The sequence below is a fragment of the Microcoleus vaginatus HSN003 genome (assembly GCF_022701255.1).
Classification (GTDB): Bacteria; Cyanobacteriota; Cyanobacteriia; order Cyanobacteriales; family Microcoleaceae; genus Microcoleus; species Microcoleus vaginatus_B.
Genome location: NZ_CP031705.1, coordinates 4,285,991 through 4,303,842 on the forward strand (window position 1 = coordinate 4,285,991; position 17,852 = coordinate 4,303,842).

Consider the following 17,852-nt stretch of genomic DNA (forward strand, 5'->3'; position numbering starts at 1 on the left):
TCAACAATAGTCAGTAATCATTAATTCATTTAATTATGTCAAGAATTGAGACTAGAACCGAACCGATGGTGCTCAACATGGGGCCGCACCACCCTTCCATGCACGGGGTACTCCGGTTAATTGTCACCCTGGACGGGGAAGATGTGGTGGACTGCGAGCCAGTTTTGGGCTATCTGCACCGCGGGATGGAAAAAATTGCCGAAAACCGCACCAACGTGATGTACGTGCCCTACGTGAGCCGCTGGGACTATGCCGAGGGGATGTTTAACGAAGCGGTGACAGTCAATGCACCGGAAAAGTTGGCGAATATTGCTGTCCCCAGACGGGCGAGTTACATTCGCGTAATCATGCTGGAATTGAACCGGATTGCTAACCATTTGTTGTGGTTAGGGCCGTTTTTGGCGGACGTGGGGGCGCAAACTCCTTTTTTCTATACTATGCGCGATCGCGAGATGATTTTAGACTTGTGGGAAGCAGCCACAGGTTATCGCATGGTGAATAATAACTATTTCCGCATCGGCGGAGTAGCCGCGGATTTGCCTTACGGTTGGGTAGATAAGTGCGAAGATTACTGCGATTATTTGATTCCCAAAATTGACGAGTACGAACGTTTAATTACCAACAATCCAATCTTCCGCCGCCGGATTGAAGGCCTGGGTACTATTTCTCGCGAAGAAGCGATTAACTGGGGACTTTCCGGCCCCATGTTGCGCGCTTCCGGCGTTAAGTGGGATTTGCGGAAAGTTGACCATTACGAATGTTACGACGACTTCGACTGGGAAGTTTGTACCGAAGCTGCTGGCGATTGTTTGGCCCGGTATGTGGTGCGGATTCGGGAGATGCGCGAGTCGGTTAAGATTATCTATCAAGCCTTGAAAGGACTCCCCGGTGGCTCTTACGAGAATTTGGAAGCGAAGCGCTTAGAAAGCGGGCCAAAATCTGAATGGAATGGTTTTGACTATCAGTTTATTGGCAAAAAAGTTGCGCCGACTTTTAAGATTCCCAAGGGCGAACATTATGTCCGCGTTGAAAGCGGCAAGGGTGAGTTGGGGATTTATATTATCGGGGATGATAGTGTTTTTCCATGGCGCTGGAAGATTCGGACTGGGGATTTTAATAATTTGCAGATTTTGCCTCACATTGTGCGCGGTGTAAAGATTGCGGATTTGGTGGCAATTTTGGGCAGTATCGACATTATTATGGGCTCGGTTGACAGGTAGGTTTTGTCGGTTTTTATCTGAGAATTTAACCCGGTTTTTTTAGGGAACCGGGTTGATTTTTTTTGAACCGCAGATAAACGCGGATAGATATCGATTAATTTTGCTCTTAAGGTAGTTAAAATGTACCTTGTTTCTCTCTTGTCTCTTCCTCTGTACCCTCTGCGGTTAATAAAAAAATCTCTTCTTCACAAATGAAATAACATCAACTTTGATTCGATAAATTATGAAAGTTCAGCAACCAGATATCAATGACAGCAACCCGGAGCTCTGTGCTTTAATCTGCGAAAGAATTGCCGCCAGCCCGCAGCGGCGTATTACTTTTGCTGAATATATGGATTTGGCCTTATATCATCCGCAGCACGGTTACTATAATAGCGATCGCCCGTCGATCGGCAAACAAGGCGATTTTATCACGTCGTCTCATTGGGGTGCTGATTTTGCGGAGGTTTTGGCAAAGCAGTTTGTGGAAATGTGGGAATTGCTCGATCGCCCTCAAAACTTCGCGATCGTAGAAATGGGCGCTGGGCGGGGAAACTTTGCCGAAAATGTGCTGCAATATCTGCAAATACAATATCCTGATTTCTTTCATATTTTAGAATACATTATTGTTGAACTTTCCCCTGTGCTCCAAGCCGAACAGCGGCAAATGCTAGCCGATATCAAGTGTGTTAAGTGGTGCAATTGGGATGAGATAGTTAATAACTCAATTGTCGGTTGTTTCTTTTCTAATGAGTTAGTAGATGCTTTACCAGTGCATCAATTTATTCTGGAACAAGGACACGTTAGGGAGATTTACGTTACCACCCAAACACCCAAAAATGAGCAAGAAGAAATTAAATTTGTTGAGGTAGTTGGCGAAGTTTCCACGCCTAAAATTGCTGAATATTTTGATTTGGTGGGACTCGATTTGTCGGCGAGTGTTTATGGGAATGGTTATCGCAGTGAGGTGAATTTGGCGGCTTTGGACTGGATGAGTACAGTTGCTCAAAAGTTGCAGCGGGGATATTTGTTAACTATTGATTACGGTTATCCGGCGCACCGCTATTACAATCCGAGGCGCAGTGAGGGGACGCTACAGTGTTATTACCGCCACCGATATCACAGCAATCCTTATATTAATGTGGGGCGGCAGGATTTAACGGCTCATGTTGATTTTACGGCGTTGGAAAGGCAGGGTGAATTGTGCGGTTTAGATGTGGTAGGGTTTACTCAGCAGGCTTTATTTTTGATGGCGTTGGGTTTGGGCGATCGCCTTGCTTCTCTGTCTACAAATGATGCGGAAGCATTGGATGTGGCAACGTTTTTGCGGCGCCGGGAGGCTTTGCATCAGTTGATCGATCCGATGGGTTTGGGGGGTTTTGGGGTTTTGGTGCAGTCGAAGGGGTTGAGGGAGGAGGAAAAGTCCGCGCGAGCGAAGCTATCCCGTAGGGAATCGCTCAAAGGTTTCACGGTGCCTTAAGTTAAATATAATCAGCAACACGCACTCTTTTCCAATTACTTTGGTCATCACTTAAGCGCACTGACTCAGTGGCGGAAATTCCCATTTTCCAGAATATAAAGTAGATGGCAGCTTTAAACAATAGGCAGCAGGAATCACCTCTATCAACCACCAATTAAACATATCTCGTTGAGCCGCAGCAAAACCAGAAATAGCATCTCCGGTAATGGCATCATACAAAATATCCAAGATGGCATTATAGGCTGTTTTGGTGTTGAGTGTTTGCAGCAAGCCGTAGAAGATATTATAAGCTTCGTTACTAGCTTGATATTTTCCAAGTTTGTTGATATTAGGAAACAACGTATCAGCCCAAGTTTCTGGGATTTCACAACCATCCTTAAGCCAACAAGATACAATTCCTTCAACGATATCAGCTTTGTGTTCTTCAGGAAAGTAATGTTTAATAGTCGGTTTAGCTGCTAATGCTATTGCATAAGCCATATAGACGTATCGCTGATGGGATATTGGATCATTAGGCATTCCAAAGGCTGTCATTACTTCTACAAAAGCTTCTTCTACATTGCACTTTCCACCTCGTTCGTATAAATCGTCATATTTTCTGTCCCAAACGGTCTGAAGTGTTTGCTGTAATTGCTCTGGAATAGCTGAGTAGCTCGGCAATTTAAAATCGGTGTAGTGACCTAGATCAAACTTGATCATTGACTTTCCCTCCTTATGTATTTTCCTTGATCGTCAACCAAGATCAAGCTAATTTTAAGATTAATATCACCTCCATTCTACCTTACCCAGAGAAGCCAGTAAAGCCTTCCTTGGCTCTACTGGCTTTTTATCCTATATTTCTACGGATATGGCTCCTCGTAGAAGATAATCACTTCAATGTTGGGGAACCACCTAGCAAAGTCTTCATCGCAGGTAGTGTTGCAGCCTGAACACATATCCATCTCCGTGTAAATGTAAAGCCTTCCTGTCACCTCAGAAGGTACACTATCTCGTTCCAACTCTCCTGCAAGTGCATTGAAGAGCTTGTACTCAGCGTGTTTTTCGTTGAAATTTTTAGGGAATGCTGCTCTGTCAATCCTTGCCGGAAAACACAACTTTGGCCCATTGTCTTGGCCTGGAATATTGAGAGGCTTTTTCTTGCTGGTAGCTTCTTCGCTATAAACTCTACCCATTGCGAGTTCTAGTTTGGCAGCCGCAGCATTACCAGAACTGGGTTTTCCAATATGGCTCGATCGAACCTCTTGAGCCTTAGTCCGCAGTTCCTCTACGATATCCGCATACTTCTCAGGTATGTCTTGGGGATACTCGTAATGAGGTGTGTTTCTATAGGGGTTTCCTGTAGTTAAGTTGTGTTTCACGCGATTATTTTTATTTTTATAGAAATTTTATATATAACCTGACTTAGACATAAGCTTAAAGCCTGGTATGACTCAGGTATTTTGATTATATCGTACTTTCAAATAAACTGCCAACTGCGCTCTAACACTTCTAATTCTGCATTTTTTAATCGTTCCTGAATTGACATACCCTGCAACTTTTTACTCATTTCATATAAATCAACTGGGGGATAATCCCCCTTAAATAACGGAATTAAAGCCTCAACAACAGCAGCGATTCCCTGCGGCGGCACTGCATTGCCAATCTGCCGCCGCACTTCAGTCGTAGAACCTTCAAAAACAAAATCATCGGGAAATGTTTGCAATCTTGCCCTTTCACGATTTGTCAAAGAACGCGGTTCTAAATAATGATAACCCCAAGTTCCGCCACCTCCACCAGCAATGATTGTCGATGATGGTTTATCTGGATGAATTCGCCGATAAACGTGGCTGATCATGCCTTTGACATAGTAGGGACTGTCCTTGGGAATATCAGAGAAATTGCCTCCCGGTTTAATTCGATTTAAAATTTCAACGGTGCGGGCTTGAATTTTATGATGTTTGTTATTGTCAAGAACTGCTTCCACATTTTTTAGTGCTTCGCCCGCAGTTCGATAAGGATTTTTGCAATTTTGACCGTATTCTGGCTGAGGATGCACAAAGTTAAATCCTGTATCCATCCGAATGCCAACTAATAACACTCTTTGGCGAAATTGCGGAACTCCGTAATCAGCAAAGTTGTAGAGTTTAGGCTTAACTAAGTAGCCTGGAGCGATACTTTCAAAATCAGAAATTATTTGTTTTATTGCTTGATAATTATTGGCACTTAATAAGCCTTTGACATTTTCTGCTACAAAAGCTTTGGGCTTTTTTTTATTTACAAATTCGAGAAAGTATGTATATAAATTCCCTCTAGTTCCTTCAAGTCCCGGACGTTTCCAAATTAAGGAGAAATCTTGACAGGGGAACCCCCCTATACATATTTCTGCTTCGGGCACTTGTGCAATGTCTATATTTTCTATGCTGTCGTTGATGATGACATTGGCGATGTTTCTGCTGAATGTTTTGCAGGCGTATTGATTGGAGTCGATCGCCCAAACTACCTCAAATCCGGCTTGGTGGAATGGCAAATCCATGCCGCCGCAACCAGAAAATAAGGATATGAGTCGCGGTTTTTTTGTCCAGGCGATCGGCTGGAGACGTTCGATTAACATAGGAGTGTAAAGTTAGCCCGGGGCGGGCTGGATGCCCACACCACAAGAGTGTCATCATACCAAAACACGATCGAGCTCGACTCATCCATTGATATTTCACTCTTCATCATCTAACTCGATCCCCGCTTGACGCAATTTTTCAGCCAATTTTTCAGCGCGCAGTCTTTCGCGATCCGCTCTTTCTTCCGACCACAGCAACAACTCGCCTTCAGAATCCCACCACCTCAACCAACAGCCTGTTCTCCCTTCGTGCGTTCCTTCCCACATTCCTAAAAATAAGTCTAATCCCGGTATCCAATAACGTCCGTTTTCATCGGGTTTTTGCAAGTTGTAGTGCTCTGATTCTAAAGCGTAAACTTCTAAATGAGCTGTTTTTGCTCGGAATATGACGTATCTCGGTACTTTGATTACTTGCTCGTAAAAATACCACTTTCCCACCCGCGAGGTAAACTCTACAGAATATTCTTCTCCATAGGTTTCTGAAAGAAATTCCATCACGATTTGAGGAATGGTTCCTTCTGTGTGTGGCGTGTAACTACGGCGGACTTGCGAGACATTTTTTGGATTGACGGGTTTCACGTACATCCAATCTGGTGCTTTGCAGATAATACGCTGTTCGTCACTGGTTGAACCTGGGAAACTAATTCCGGCACACAAGGCAAAGTTGGAAACAATTAAAGCATCCTGCATTAATTCAGGAAATCCTGTTAGCGGCTGGCGCAAAGCGGCGGCTAATAATGGTTGGCTTTCGTCTTCTACGGGGTCGTCTGGTAGTTGAAATTCTTCTGGTAGTAGCGGCCAGGTGATTGTGAGTTTTGTTTCAGGATTTTTAGTTGCTACAGACATAGTTTATCAGAGGTTAAATATTTTAATTATATCTCTGGGTTTTTGGAATTCATGTTAATGCCTTAATGACGAGGCAGAGCCTTTGGATCTGGGTTGCCAAGCAGACCCAATGAGTAACGACTTAAGCCGGCAGTCCGCCAGGGGTTTCAACCCCTGGCTAATAGCTAAAGTCCTCTTAAGAGGACTGAGAAGAAGACTGTTAAAATAATTAGTCCTCTTCAGAGGACTTTAGCTTTGAGGCAGGGAATTCATTCCCTGCCGGACTTAATATGCAGCTATGATCTTCTGCTGTAGTTCGTTTGTCATTGCTAGTAATTCTGATTGCCCGATCGCACTTTGTTCACCACTCGCCAACCACTTCAATTGTACCGTCTCGTTTTCAGCTTCCGCATCTCCCAAAACTAAACACCCAACTGCACCGCTTCTGTCGGCTCTTTTAAACTGTTTTCCGAAAGCACTGCCGCTCAAATCTATCTCTACACTAAACCCCGCACTTCGCAATTTTTGAGCTAACAATACCGATTGTTTTTCAGCTTGATCGCCTCTGGATACCAAATAGAAATCTAACTTCGGCGCGGGCAAAGGTTGCAACTTTTGCAGGAGGAGAATTAACCTTTCGATACCCATTGCCCAACCGACTGCAGCCGTATCTGGGCCGCCCAATTCCTTGACTAAACCGTCGTAGCGGCCCCCTCCGCAAACTGTTGCTTGCGCTCCCAAATCGTCGGAGATAATTTCAAATGCGGTGTAGGTATAGTAATCTAAACCGCGCACTAATCGGGGATTTAACTGATAGGTAATTCCTAAGTTTGTGAGCATTTGCTGCACTTGCTCGAAGTGCGATCGCGATTCCTCTCCCAAATAGTCCAAAATACTCGGCGCACCAGCTACAATTTCTTGAGTACGCTGATTTTTGCTGTCCAAAATCCGCAGCGGGTTTCGAGTCAAGCGGTCTTGAGAATCCGCGTCTAATTCGTCTTTGTGCGGTGTAAAATAATCTATTAATGCTTGGCGATAATTTTGTCTGTCTTCCTTGTTTCCGACAGAGTTAATATCTAGTCGCAAATTTTTTAAACCGAGGGTTTGCAGGATATCGCAGGCGATCGCAATTACCTCGACATCCGCACGAGGATTCGCACTCCCCAAGACTTCCACGCCAATTTGATTAAACTGCCGCTGTCTTCCTTCTTGCGCGCGTTCGTAGCGAAACATCGGCCCCGCATACCACAGACGCTGCACGTCTCCTGCTGCGTACAAACTGTTTTGAATAAAAGCTCGCACTACTCCGGCGGTGCCTTCTGGACGCAAAGTAGTCGATCGATCGCCCTTATCCTTAAAAGTGTACATTTCTTTGCCCACAACATCGGTAGCTTCGCCAATGCCGCGTTCAAATAAAGATGTCTGCTCAAAAATTGGCGTCCGAATTTCTCGATAAGCCGCTTTTCTTAAAATGGTTCTAGCGACTTCTTCTATATTTTGCCAATATTGAATTTCAGCGGGCAAAATATCCCGCGTTCCCGGTAAAGTTTTAATTGCACTCATTGTGTTAGTCAGTTGTCAGTTGGCAGTTGTCATTAGTAATTAGTAATTAGTCATTAGTTCTTAGTTATTAGTTAACAGTCAACCGTCAACAGTCAACAGTTAACAATTCCCAATAACTAATGACTTAATAATTCCCACGCTCCATAACGATCGCCATAATAAGCCAAAATGCGATCGATCCGCTCGCGACCTGCCAAATCGAACCCTTCAGGATACTGTATCCACAAACCCCCAACTTGGCTGTCGTAGTAATCAAACCGCTGCGACTGCTGCGGAATTAAACCGGTTTCCACCCCTTCAACTTGACGCAAATGGATCGCCACTTCGCGATATACCGCCAGCGGCAATCCAGGGCTTTGAATTTGATAGCGGAGTTGTTTTTCTTGTGCCGTTTGCATCATTTCTTTGCCTGTCCCCAACCAGAATCCCTACTTAAGATACTTCTTTATCGATCGGCCGCGGTAAAGGGCAGCAGTTAATATTATCCAAACATACTTTTCCCCACTGCAACGCCCAGCGTACAAGCGTAACTCGATTGTCAGCGCGTGTCTTGTTCAAGATATTGCTAATGTGGTTGTCAACTGTACGCTTGCTAATCTCTAACTTTTCGGCAATTTTCTCATTAGTCAATCCCGCCGCTACTAACTCTACCACTTGCAATTCTCTGTCCGACAGGGTGACAGGGGTCCCAGAGACAATCCCACTCATAAATTTTTCCTATGTCTGCATATTTACCTATCTACAATTCTAAAGGATGAGGGATCAAGTATGAAGAGAAAATTAAAGTTGCTGTGCTACTCTTTCGGGCCCGAAGCACCAACTGGCTGGCAGAATCACCCGGAGTGCAAACCAGGGCCGACACAACAAGACGCACAGCCACTTGCACTGCTTGTGCGTCGGGTGGCCGATGCTGCCTTTACCTACGCCTATCTCACCTCCGGGCCCAACCTGTAGATGTTTGCACGTAAAACAACTAACTGATACGCCCGCACTATACTTCAGCCTTAAGGGAGTAACTGCCAATAATATCAGTAGGTCTGATATTATAGGAGCAGCCATTAAAAAATAACTTGCAATTTTTCTGGGATGGGTTAAAAATAATTATTGACCTGTCTACTGCTGGTCTAAAATCTAAAATCTAAAATCTAAAATCTAAAATTCCTATGACTTATCCTCGCGTTTTGTGTCTGGGTGAAATTTTATTTGATTGTTTAGCAGATAAACCAGGAGTATCTCTCGAAGAGGTAGAATCTTGGACGGCATATCCCGGCGGTGCTCCTGCTAATGTTGCCTGTGGTTTGGTTAAATTGGGGACGGCGGCGGGATTTATTGGTGCTGTAGGTGGGGATGAATTGGGGAATTCCCTAGTGCAGGTATTGCAAGAAGTAGGGGTGGATATCGCTGGAGTGCAGCGACATCCAAGTGCGCCGACGCGACAAGTTTATGTGTTGCGGAATCAAGCGGGCGATCGATCTTTTGCCGGTTTTGGCGAATTCGATACTGCGGATTTTGCCGACACCCGCCTCCTCGCTGCACAAATACCGCAGATGCTGTTTGAAAATGCCGAATTTTTAGTGCTAGGCACTTTAGAATTAGCTTATCCTGAAAGTCGAGAGGCGATCGCCCGAGCGATCGAACTAGCAGAACAGTACGACGTTAAAATTATACTTGACATCAATTGGCGTCCGGTGTTTTGGCACAATCCAGACGAAGCAAAAGCGCGCATTAGAACAATCTTAAAAAAAGTTGATTTTGTCAAGTTATCTGAGGAAGAAGCCGAATGGTTGTTTGACACTACCGACGCTGGAGCTATTACCTACCGCCTCGATTCCGTAGAAGGCGTTTTGGTGACTGCGGGCGAGAAAGGTTGCGCCTATTGTCTATCCGAAAATGAAGGAAAAATCCCCGCATTTAAAGTAGATGTTGAGGATACAACAGGGGCCGGCGACGGGTTTCTGGCTGGTTTTGTCAGCCAATTGTGCAAGGTGGGAATTAAGAGTTTAGCCGCTCCAGAAATAACAAAAAAAGTTGTAACTTATGCGAGTGCGGTAGGTTCGATGACAGCGATGAAACCGGGTGCAATTGCGGCTCAACCAACCGCCGCTGAAGTAGAAGCTTTCTTGTATTTGTACAAAAATTAGGGCGCCAAACCTCTCCCCCGGAAACGGAGAGGGGGCTAAATTTGGTTCAGAAACCCGGTTAATCCGAAAAAAAAATAACTCTTATACTACATCCGCGTTAAATTAAACTCTCAATAATACTGTTTGAAATCGCTACTATACAAACTCTCCTCATAGCTGACAGAAACTAAGAAATCAAGGGGTATTTAAGCCAGATTTGGTATTAAACTGTTGTGCATTAAAATTATATGTTGAGGACGGGCTTTCCTGAGGACCCCACAAGAGTAAAGATTTATTTTACTATGCAATTTAAATGCGGATTAGCTGAGAGGTTTTATTGTGGCCAATTAACCACGCATCAGATGAATTTTAATTTGGCGCAAGATCACCTCTAACGGCTGCGAAGCATCTATGATAATTGCATCTTCAGGTTCTTCCAGACTGCCTAACTGACTTAACAGCAAATCTGCTTTCATGTAGTGATTTTCGCGATTTTTTAACCTTGTGGCTAATAGCTGAAAAGAACATTTTAGATAAACTATGTTCATTCGCTTGTGGTCTCGGTAGAGCATTTCGCGGTAAGATGTTTTTAAAGCAGAACAAGCCAAAACCACATTTTTATTTTCTAAAAGCCACCTGTCTATTGTAGCTTGCAATTGTAATAGCCAAGGAAGGCGATCTGCATCTTCTAAAGGAATGCCCCGACTCATTTTCTCGATATTAGCTGATGGGTGAAAATCGTCGGCATCGCTGAAATCCCAGTTGAGAGATTGCGCCAGCAACTGGCCAACAGTAGTTTTTCCAGAACCTGAGACTCCCATCACGATCGTAATCATGGCGCATCTTTACCTAATACTTGCAATTTTATCGAGTTGTGCGATCGAGAAACCGGGTTTCTTAAGTGACCCGATGAATCATACAATTATAAACAATTCAGCCAACCCAGTCTATTTCTAATTCTAGAGCAATTTTATTCCCGAGTGGGTCTAATGAATTCACAATAATTAACTTGGGTTCTTGCCTAACTTTGTGATGATAATTTTACTTCTTGTTGCTGATTATCCGATCGCACTTGCAGCTAAAACATCACTGCTAACCGGCTGGTACATCGGGCCTTGGAAGGGGCGAAAGTCTCGCCAATCGGCGGTCATCTTGCACAGCAAGCGAAACTGTAGCGGCGTTGGGGGTTGGTTGAGGCGATCGACTTCTACGCGAACCAATTCTGGATGCTGCGAAATAATTTCCAAAATATCCTCCACAAGATAGCGCTGACAATAGCCGACAATCCAGTGATCTTTAGTACAAAGAAGCACACGGGAAGTGTGCGGATTTTGAAATTCCTGGGCTAAGTACAAAAGTTCGCCCACTTGAAGCCGATTAATCCGTTCAATTGCCGACTTTGATAGGTATCGCAGTCCATCTGCAAAAAAATGGATGCGGTAACGTCCATTTTCATCCGGTTCGGGACAAGGGAACACCTCAAATTTATCAGTTACCCGTTTCCCTCCGCTGCGGGCCAATAAAGCAATTGGGTCATCTTGGTGTTGAGGGATATTCAACCACTGTACAAATTCAGGGTAGTCAGGGCGCGATCGCGGCATCACTCGATTGGAAAACAAGGGAAACAGTTTCTGTGAAGTGTAAACATTATTGAAATTCGGGAAAGATGGCAAGGGTTCAAACCCGCACTTAAGTTTCGCTTCTAGAACACCATTTGTATAATTGAACTGATATTCTTTACCGTTAAATGTCAATCGACCAATCGGAAACCAAGAACCTCTGCCGGGGTCTTGCCAAGCCACAAATAGTGTTTTCAAAGCAAATCTCCTGTCAATTCAAGTAGCCTTTCTCTGTTAAATTTAAGTATTTGTTGAGAAAACTCAATGGTAATTTGTGAAATTCTCTCGCGCGGTATCCCGTTAAAAATAGCTAGCGTATCATTAGCTGAAATCCTGGTAAGGCAATTTAGCCAAACTTGGGCTGCTTGGGGATAGTATAGCGCTGCGGAGCGGAATGCCTCAAAAGTCTTGAGAGGCTTTGGTTCATTATCGCTAGCATATAACTGAGAAAAGCATCTTTTCGCATAAGCTTGGACAGAATAGCCAGTATCTTTTGTAATCAATCTCTTTTGCCGTTCTTCATCAGATATCCGCACTGCCAAACTAGAGGCATGGTCGTGAGTTGGTGCTAGATATCTGGCGATATTTAAAGTAGGATCACTTTCGGGTTTATCTAATACACCCCAATTCTCTGAGTGACGGTCTGTATTGCCAATCCAGGCATCTAATAGCAAAGATCCGACAAAAGTTTCTACGGCTGTTTCTATCCCGACTGGCGGAACCCAATCGAGGGGCAAATTAACAGAATTGTCTGCGATCGCATTTAACACAATATTAACTCTGTGCGGTGCGATCGCAGACAAAACTTGATTCCCCGGAATGAAACTGCCACCATCGGGCAAAAATGATGGTGAGACAGTTCCGCGTTGACTTTTCCAAGTGGCCAGTTCATATTGAGCATGGGGCAATCCGAGCAGTTTGCACAACTCGGCTGCAATTTTTTCCGCCCAATCTTCACCTGTATTTGGTCGAGACTGTTTGTACAAGCAACGCCCTAAATTTGGATGGTCAAACCAGAACTTGTACTTAGTTCCCATAGTCTCGGTTTCAGATAGCTCATAGGCTGCTTCTGGAACTACAATAATAGGGAACTCTTCAGCCATTGTGTCAACCTTACAGAATGCTAAAAGCAACTATCTAACACAGGAATTCTCGCGGATCGGTGACATACCCAGTCAGCGCAGACGCCGCCGCAGTGTAAGGCGAAGCTAGATAAACTTGCGCTTCTTTATTCCCCATCCGGCCGGGGAAATTGCGGTTAGTTGTAGATACACAAATTTCGGGTTCGTTCATCCGCCCAAAAGTATCTTTCGGCCCGCCCAAACAAGCGGCGCAAGAAGGCGCTGCGGGTTCGATGCAGCCGGCCGCTAAGAAGATTTCCGAAAGCGTTTGACCTTCGTATTTTGTGAGAAACAAATCTTCGTAAACTTTCTGAGTTGCTGGTACTAAATAAGTCGGAACTTTGACTTGGTTTCCTTTGAGAATGCGGGCGGCATTCAGAAAGTCGGAGGTTTTGCCGCCGGTGCAGGAACCGATGTAAACTCGATCGATCTTGACATCGCGGCAGTTGCGGGCTAAGTCGCGGTTGTCGGGAGAGTGCGGTTTGGCGACGACTGGTTCTAATTTGCTGACATCGTAGGTGCGATCGCTATAAAATTTAGCATCCCCATCGCTGTAAAATGAATCGAAGGGTTTGTCAGTCCGCGAAGTAACGTAATCAAACGTAGTTTTGTCGGGCGCAACCGTGCCGTTTTTACCGCCAGCTTCAATTACCATATTGCACAGCGTCATCCGTTCTTCCATCGTCAAACGCTCAACTGTATCGCCGGCAAATTCCATCGTTCGGTAGTTAGCACCGGCAACGCTAATATCACCAATAATCTGCAAAATCAGGTCTTTTGCTAACAAATAATCCGGCAGTTCACCGTTGAACACAAAGCGCATGGTTGCGGGAACTTTGATTAACAGTTTGCCGGTTCCCATGATAAAAGCCGCGTCTGTATTGCCGATACCGGTGGCAAATTGTCCGAAAGCGCCGGCATTGCAGGTGTGGGAATCTGTGCCGAAGAGCACTTCGCCTGGCCGGGTGTGGCCTTCTTGTGCTAAGGCGATGTGGCAAACTCCTTTGTAGTCGGGATTTGCTTTGAAGTCCGATCGATCCGTGATGTCGTAAAAGTATTTTATCCCTTGTTCTTGGGCAAAATCGCGGAGAATATCGACGTTGCGGTTAGCGCGTTCGTCGTTGGTGAAAATGTAGTGGTCGGGAATGAGGACGATTTTGTCTGGGTTCCAGACTTTAGCATTCTCACCGAATTCGCGTTTGAAAACGCCGATAGTGCCGGGCCCGCAGACATCGTGGGTCATCAACACATCTGTTTCTACCCAGATATTTTCTCCGGGCTCGACTTTAGTGCGGCCTGATGCTTTGGCTAATATTTTTTCGGTCAGAGTCATTCCCATAGTGCGATCGCTCTTTTTTATTAGATGCTATATAGTGTATTGTACGAAACATCGCCTGATGTTGAGAGGGAATTTATTATGAATATGAGCGTCTTCTCCTCAAAGTGGGAGTACGCCTGATTGTGAAGTTATTGTTCAGCCGCAAAAAACTTATTTAGTCAAGCGCGAGCGAACTATTAGTTTTAGTGAAAGGTCAAGGAAAGTTTATTGCAGTATTAGTAGACTTATAAAATCCCAATTTTTAACTAGGATTAAAGGCTATAAAGATTTAGCTTTGCCAATCCCAAATAGCGAATCCCTTCCGGCGTCACGTCAAACCGACAGGGCAAAATCTCTACACCTTCACTCATAGCCTGTCTGAACAATTCTCCGTAAGTGCGATCGGCACTATCCCCAGGAGCAAAATCTGTACAATCCCCGCGATTAATAAAATACACCATTACAGCCCTCGAACCCTGCCGCACCACTTCTATCAATTCTCTCAAATGTTTCTGTCCCCTCTCCGTCACTGTATCGGGAAATAAAGCCAATTCCTCTTTTACCCACGTTGTATTTTTTACTTCCAGAAAAATCGGTTTTTCCTCACCAGTTAGCCAAAAATCCACTCTACTTTTTTTATCAGTGCCATAAACAACCTCCGGTTGAATTAAACTGTAATTGCCCAACTCTGGAAACAATTTCAATTCCAAAGCTAATTTAACTACTCGATTTGGCAGCCCAGTATTAACTCCCACCCAAGTTGGCACAGTGTCGCAAACTTTAATTAATTCCCAAGTATAAGCTAACTTGCGTTTAGGATTGTCGCTGGGAGATACTAGGACTGGATTGCCCGGAATGTAAACACCAGTCATCGGGCCAGTATTGGGACAGTGCGCGGTGATTATTTCTCCCGAATCTAGTTCTATTTCGGCAAAAAATCGCTTGTAACGTTTGATGAGAATTCCCGGTAAAAGAGGAGGATATTTGTAAATTAAGCCAGTCATTCGATTTTAGATTTTAGATTTTAGATTTTAGATTTTAGATTTTAGATTGAGGCATCATAGCATGAAACGACGGTTTGTAGTTTAGGTAGGCTTACTTATTCATTCATTCTTTGTTTCATATCCTTTGCAGCTAAAGTATAACCTCCATCAGCACCGTCTATAAAATGTACTTGGCGACCGTTGCGTTCAAAGACCAAACAAGTCATCAACGCTCTGTCAGCAACGTGCAAACCGTACACCAGCTCGCCTTCTCGGTAATTATTTTCCAAGTACGCCGTCAATTTTTTTCGCTGCCACCCATTCCCCGAAATTACCATTCTCAACATATCATCAAATTTGCGGTAATCCGTAGCGGCGATCGCAATATCTTTATAAACTCCCCAATCTAACTCTTCTGTCTTAACTTTTAAATTCATTAGCAGCGAGCCAAGTGCCGTCTCTAACTGTATTTTTGATAAATCTCTCTGGCGGTAAAACCAACTAGCCTTGTACGCTTTAACTTGAATTTCTTTGATCAGCTTTTTGCTATTCAATGTCAAATTAAGATTTTTACCATTAATAGGATTTAAACAATCTTCCTGGCCGTAAATGGATTCGATTTTTTCTAAAATATTTCTATAACGTTGATGGTTCTGCTGACCCAAATCCGCTCGCACCATTACCAGCAGCGTTACTATTTCCCCGTACTTGCTGGGAATATCCTGCCATCGGCATTCCAATCCCGAAAAATCGGCGGTTTCAGAAATGCCATTATTTTTAATACTGTAAATATTACCACCAGGAGCGTCTTTAATAAGTTCAGTAGCACGGGTTAATCCGCCACCCATAAAAACAGCTTGGCTGTAATTTTCGGAAACTTTAAACTTAGCTATTTTAACCGGATAATTAGCTGCCACCACAACTTTAATCGGCACAGCCCCAACTCGCAAATCCATGTCAAATTCAGTCTTAGCCATTTGTTGAGTGACCAGCAAAACTTTCTGGGCAGCGGGTAAAAGCGATGGGCCCATTAAAAGAGTAGCGCCGTCGCCACCAAAGACAAAGGGAATTTCTATTTTACCCGCGATATTCAAAACAGCAGCGATCGAACTAGCCCCCAATAAGTTAACTTCTTTGTAGCGTCCAGCTTCAATCGCTTTGGTAGAACCGCGAATATCTGTGACAATAATGTACCAGTCATCGGGTACATCAACAAAATTCCGCAAGTCAGTAATATCGATAAAATTGTCCAGTAAACGCAATTCGGAATAGAAGTTTTCTGAGTTCATGATATGATTCTCCCGATTCGCGATTAAAATAAGTGAATCCTTTTAGCATTAGCGTTTGTAACCATTTGTGTCCCAATTACAGAAGCCCTCTCGTTCCCTCGCAGGGATTGCCGGCATTGTCGCAGTCGCCACTCTAATTAGCAAAGTCTTTGGATTGGTGCGCCAAATTGCGATCGCCGCAGCCTTTGGAGTCGGTGTCGCCGTCGATGCCTACAACTACGCCTACGTCATCCCTGGTTTCTTATTTATTTTGCTGGGAGGGATTAACGGGCCATTTCACAGCGCCATAGTCAGCGTTTTAGCTCGCCGGGATAAAAAAGAAGCAGCACCCTTAGTCGAGACTATCACCACCTTAGTCGGGGGCTTGTTGCTGTTGGTGACGATCGCTTTAATTATTTTTGCCGATCCGCTGATCGATTTGGTGGCACCGGGGTTAAATAGAACAGCAGAAGGTTTACAAATCAAAGCAATTGCCGTCCAGCAATTTCGGATTATGGCGCCGATGGCATTACTTTCAGGCTTGATCGGCATTGGTTTCGGCACTCTCAATGCCGCCGATATGTACTGGTTGCCATCAATTAGCCCTTTATTTTCCAGCGTTGCACTTGTTGGCGGTTTGGGTATTCTCGCACTGCAACTCGGAAACAAAATTATTCAGCCAGAATACGCACTAATGGGTGGCTTAGTGTTAGCTTGGGGCACTTTAGCGGGAGCAGTTTTGCAGTGGTTGGTGCAACTGGTGGCGCAGTGGCGCGCCGGCTTGGGAACATTGCGTTTGCGGTTTAATTTTAAACGGCCGGGAGTGCAAGAAGTAATTAAGGTGATGGTTCCTGCGACCTTATCATCAGGAATGCTGCAAATTAATGTTTATACTGACCTATTTTTCGCATCCTACATCCCTCAAGCTGCCTCTGCGATGGGTTACAGCGGCTTGTTAGTTATGACGCCTTTAGGCATCATTTCTAATGTAATTCTAGTGCCATTTTTGCCCATATTTTCTCGCCTCACCGATCCCAGAGACTGGCCGGAATTAAAAGATCGAATTCGTCAATCTTTAATGTTGACCGGGATTACGATGCTGCCCCTGAGCGCTTTAATGGTAACACTTGCTGGGCCGATCGTCCGCGTGGTTTACGAACGCTATGCTTTTGATCGGTCAGCCTCGCAGTTTGTCACGCCAATATTGATGGCTTACAGTATTGGAATGTTTGTGTATTTGGGACGCGACGTTGTGGTACGGGTATTTTACGCTTTGGGAGATGGGGAAACGCCTTTTCGCATCAGTATTATCAATATCTTTTTGAACGGACTGCTGGATTATTTATTAGTAGGGGCCTTTGGCGCGCCCGGATTAGTTTTGGCGACGGTGGGAGTGAATCTTACTTCGATGATTATGCTTTTGTACTTATTAGATAAAAAGCTGGGTGGCCTGCCTTGGGGGCAGTGGAGTTTACCTTTTCTGGGGTTAACTTCTGGCAGTTGTCTAACTGCTTTCGTTACCTTGGCTACTCTGCAAGCCTGTCAAAGGGCTTTGGGTACTGAAGGTTTGGTAATTCAATTAGTGCAGTTGAGTGTGGCAAGTTTTGTAGGGTTAGGAGTTTTTGCCGTTTTTGTCAGTCAGATGAAGTTGCCGGAAGTTGATATGTTTGTCGATCGCATTCGCGGCCGTTTTCGCAAATAAAATTGTCGGGGCGGGTTAAGGGCGAACTACCAGGCACAACGCCCACAATCTGCGTACAAAACCC

18 protein-coding genes are annotated in these 17,852 nt (G+C 44.5%); 5 read left to right on the plus strand and 13 right to left on the minus strand.

Annotated features, from left to right (window positions below; translation table 11 throughout):
- The first annotated feature begins 35 nt into the window (after positions 1-35).
- The gene (locus D0A37_RS18565; RefSeq protein ID WP_242716546.1) at positions 36-1,220 is read left to right on the plus strand and encodes an NAD(P)H-quinone oxidoreductase subunit H; all 1,185 of its coding nucleotides are present in this window, start codon (positions 36-38) and stop codon (positions 1,218-1,220) included.
- Between the two features lie 223 nt (positions 1,221-1,443).
- Positions 1,444-2,679 carry a class I SAM-dependent methyltransferase gene (locus D0A37_RS18570; protein ID WP_242716548.1) on the plus strand — a complete coding sequence of 412 codons (1,236 nt, stop codon included), beginning with the start codon at positions 1,444-1,446 and terminating at the stop codon, positions 2,677-2,679.
- Positions 2,680-2,730: 51 nt separating this feature from the next.
- On the opposite strand, the gene D0A37_RS18575 is transcribed toward D0A37_RS18570, so the two are convergent.
- From D0A37_RS18575 to pedR, 7 genes are all read right to left on the minus strand, one after another.
- Complete coding sequence (locus D0A37_RS18575; protein WP_242716550.1) at positions 2,731-3,378, minus strand: hypothetical protein; 648 nt, start codon at positions 3,376-3,378, stop codon at positions 2,731-2,733.
- A 140-nt stretch (positions 3,379-3,518) separates the two neighbouring features.
- Positions 3,519-4,037: a hypothetical protein gene (locus tag D0A37_RS18580; RefSeq protein ID WP_242716552.1), complete on the minus strand. Its 519-nt coding sequence runs from the start codon at positions 4,035-4,037 to the stop codon at positions 3,519-3,521.
- Positions 4,038-4,135: 98 nt separating this feature from the next.
- Positions 4,136-5,269, minus strand: a complete 1,134-nt coding sequence (locus D0A37_RS18585) for a DNA cytosine methyltransferase (RefSeq protein ID WP_242716554.1) — start codon at positions 5,267-5,269, stop codon at positions 4,136-4,138.
- Between the two features lie 96 nt (positions 5,270-5,365).
- Positions 5,366-6,115, minus strand: coding sequence for a Uma2 family endonuclease (locus tag D0A37_RS18590; protein WP_242716556.1), 750 nt, complete (start codon positions 6,113-6,115; stop codon positions 5,366-5,368).
- Positions 6,116-6,379: 264 nt separating this feature from the next.
- Entirely contained in the window at positions 6,380-7,657 is a 1,278-nt protein-coding gene (hisS, locus tag D0A37_RS18595) for a histidine--tRNA ligase (RefSeq protein ID WP_242716558.1), read from the minus strand.
- Between the two features lie 116 nt (positions 7,658-7,773).
- On the minus strand, positions 7,774-8,055 hold the full coding sequence (locus D0A37_RS18600; protein WP_242725620.1) for a hypothetical protein: 282 nt from the start codon (positions 8,053-8,055) through the stop codon (positions 7,774-7,776).
- A gap of 34 nt (positions 8,056-8,089) precedes the next feature.
- Complete coding sequence (gene pedR / locus D0A37_RS18605) at positions 8,090-8,365, minus strand: photosynthetic electron transport-dependent transcriptional regulator PedR (RefSeq protein ID WP_006633901.1); 276 nt, start codon at positions 8,363-8,365, stop codon at positions 8,090-8,092.
- Between the two features lie 60 nt (positions 8,366-8,425).
- Between pedR and D0A37_RS18610 the strand changes: the two genes are divergently transcribed.
- Both D0A37_RS18610 and D0A37_RS18615 read left to right on the plus strand, forming a co-directional pair.
- A complete protein-coding gene (locus D0A37_RS18610; protein ID WP_242716559.1) occupies positions 8,426-8,611 on the plus strand; it encodes a hypothetical protein in 186 nt (61 codons plus the stop codon).
- A gap of 209 nt (positions 8,612-8,820) precedes the next feature.
- Entirely contained in the window at positions 8,821-9,798 is a 978-nt protein-coding gene (locus D0A37_RS18615) for a carbohydrate kinase family protein (RefSeq protein ID WP_242716560.1), read from the plus strand.
- 326 nt (positions 9,799-10,124) lie between these two features.
- Here D0A37_RS18615 and D0A37_RS18620 read toward each other — a convergent pair whose 3' ends face one another.
- The 6 genes from D0A37_RS18620 to D0A37_RS18645 all read right to left on the minus strand — a co-directional run bounded on the left by D0A37_RS18620 (position 10,125) and on the right by D0A37_RS18645 (position 16,107).
- A complete protein-coding gene (locus D0A37_RS18620) occupies positions 10,125-10,613 on the minus strand; it encodes a gluconokinase (protein ID WP_242716561.1) in 489 nt (162 codons plus the stop codon).
- Between the two features lie 222 nt (positions 10,614-10,835).
- Positions 10,836-11,594, minus strand: a complete 759-nt coding sequence (locus tag D0A37_RS18625) for a DNA-binding protein (protein ID WP_242716562.1) — start codon at positions 11,592-11,594, stop codon at positions 10,836-10,838.
- On the minus strand, positions 11,591-12,499 hold the full coding sequence (locus tag D0A37_RS18630; protein WP_242716563.1) for a HipA domain-containing protein: 909 nt from the start codon (positions 12,497-12,499) through the stop codon (positions 11,591-11,593). The genes D0A37_RS18625 and D0A37_RS18630 overlap by 4 nt, the downstream gene beginning before the upstream one ends.
- 34 nt (positions 12,500-12,533) lie before the next feature.
- On the minus strand, positions 12,534-13,856 hold the full coding sequence (locus tag D0A37_RS18635) for a 3-isopropylmalate dehydratase large subunit (protein ID WP_242716564.1): 1,323 nt from the start codon (positions 13,854-13,856) through the stop codon (positions 12,534-12,536).
- A gap of 251 nt (positions 13,857-14,107) precedes the next feature.
- Positions 14,108-14,839, minus strand: a complete 732-nt coding sequence (gene sfsA, locus D0A37_RS18640) for a DNA/RNA nuclease SfsA (protein ID WP_242716566.1) — start codon at positions 14,837-14,839, stop codon at positions 14,108-14,110.
- 95 nt (positions 14,840-14,934) lie between these two features.
- Entirely contained in the window at positions 14,935-16,107 is a 1,173-nt protein-coding gene (locus tag D0A37_RS18645) for a DUF3095 domain-containing protein (RefSeq protein WP_242716569.1), read from the minus strand.
- 67 nt (positions 16,108-16,174) lie between these two features.
- On the opposite strand from D0A37_RS18645, the gene murJ reads away from it, so the two are divergent.
- Complete coding sequence (gene murJ, locus D0A37_RS18650; protein WP_242716571.1) at positions 16,175-17,788, plus strand: murein biosynthesis integral membrane protein MurJ; 1,614 nt, start codon at positions 16,175-16,177, stop codon at positions 17,786-17,788.
- The last annotated feature ends 64 nt before the right edge of the window (positions 17,789-17,852 follow it).

What these genes read in the sequence shown, in the direction of transcription:
- D0A37_RS18565 (WP_242716546.1), top strand. Translation starts at nt 36, where the DNA reads ATGTCAAGAATTGAGACTAGAACCGAACCGATGGTGCTCAACATGGGG.
- D0A37_RS18570 (WP_242716548.1), top strand. Translation starts at nt 1,444, where the DNA reads ATGAAAGTTCAGCAACCAGATATCAATGACAGCAACCCGGAGCTCTGT.
- D0A37_RS18575 (WP_242716550.1), bottom strand. Translation starts at nt 3,378, where the DNA reads ATGATCAAGTTTGATCTAGGTCACTACACCGATTTTAAATTGCCGAGC.
- D0A37_RS18585 (WP_242716554.1), bottom strand. Translation starts at nt 5,269, where the DNA reads ATGTTAATCGAACGTCTCCAGCCGATCGCCTGGACAAAAAAACCGCGA.
- D0A37_RS18590 (WP_242716556.1), bottom strand. Translation starts at nt 6,115, where the DNA reads ATGTCTGTAGCAACTAAAAATCCTGAAACAAAACTCACAATCACCTGG.
- hisS (WP_242716558.1), bottom strand. Translation starts at nt 7,657, where the DNA reads ATGAGTGCAATTAAAACTTTACCGGGAACGCGGGATATTTTGCCCGCT.
- D0A37_RS18600 (WP_242725620.1), bottom strand. Translation starts at nt 8,055, where the DNA reads ATGCAAACGGCACAAGAAAAACAACTCCGCTATCAAATTCAAAGCCCT.
- pedR (WP_006633901.1), bottom strand. Translation starts at nt 8,365, where the DNA reads ATGAGTGGGATTGTCTCTGGGACCCCTGTCACCCTGTCGGACAGAGAA.
- D0A37_RS18610 (WP_242716559.1), top strand. Translation starts at nt 8,426, where the DNA reads ATGAAGAGAAAATTAAAGTTGCTGTGCTACTCTTTCGGGCCCGAAGCA.
- D0A37_RS18615 (WP_242716560.1), top strand. Translation starts at nt 8,821, where the DNA reads ATGACTTATCCTCGCGTTTTGTGTCTGGGTGAAATTTTATTTGATTGT.
- D0A37_RS18620 (WP_242716561.1), bottom strand. Translation starts at nt 10,613, where the DNA reads ATGATTACGATCGTGATGGGAGTCTCAGGTTCTGGAAAAACTACTGTT.
- D0A37_RS18630 (WP_242716563.1), bottom strand. Translation starts at nt 12,499, where the DNA reads ATGGCTGAAGAGTTCCCTATTATTGTAGTTCCAGAAGCAGCCTATGAG.
- D0A37_RS18635 (WP_242716564.1), bottom strand. Translation starts at nt 13,856, where the DNA reads ATGGGAATGACTCTGACCGAAAAAATATTAGCCAAAGCATCAGGCCGC.
- sfsA (WP_242716566.1), bottom strand. Translation starts at nt 14,839, where the DNA reads ATGACTGGCTTAATTTACAAATATCCTCCTCTTTTACCGGGAATTCTC.
- D0A37_RS18645 (WP_242716569.1), bottom strand. Translation starts at nt 16,107, where the DNA reads ATGAACTCAGAAAACTTCTATTCCGAATTGCGTTTACTGGACAATTTT.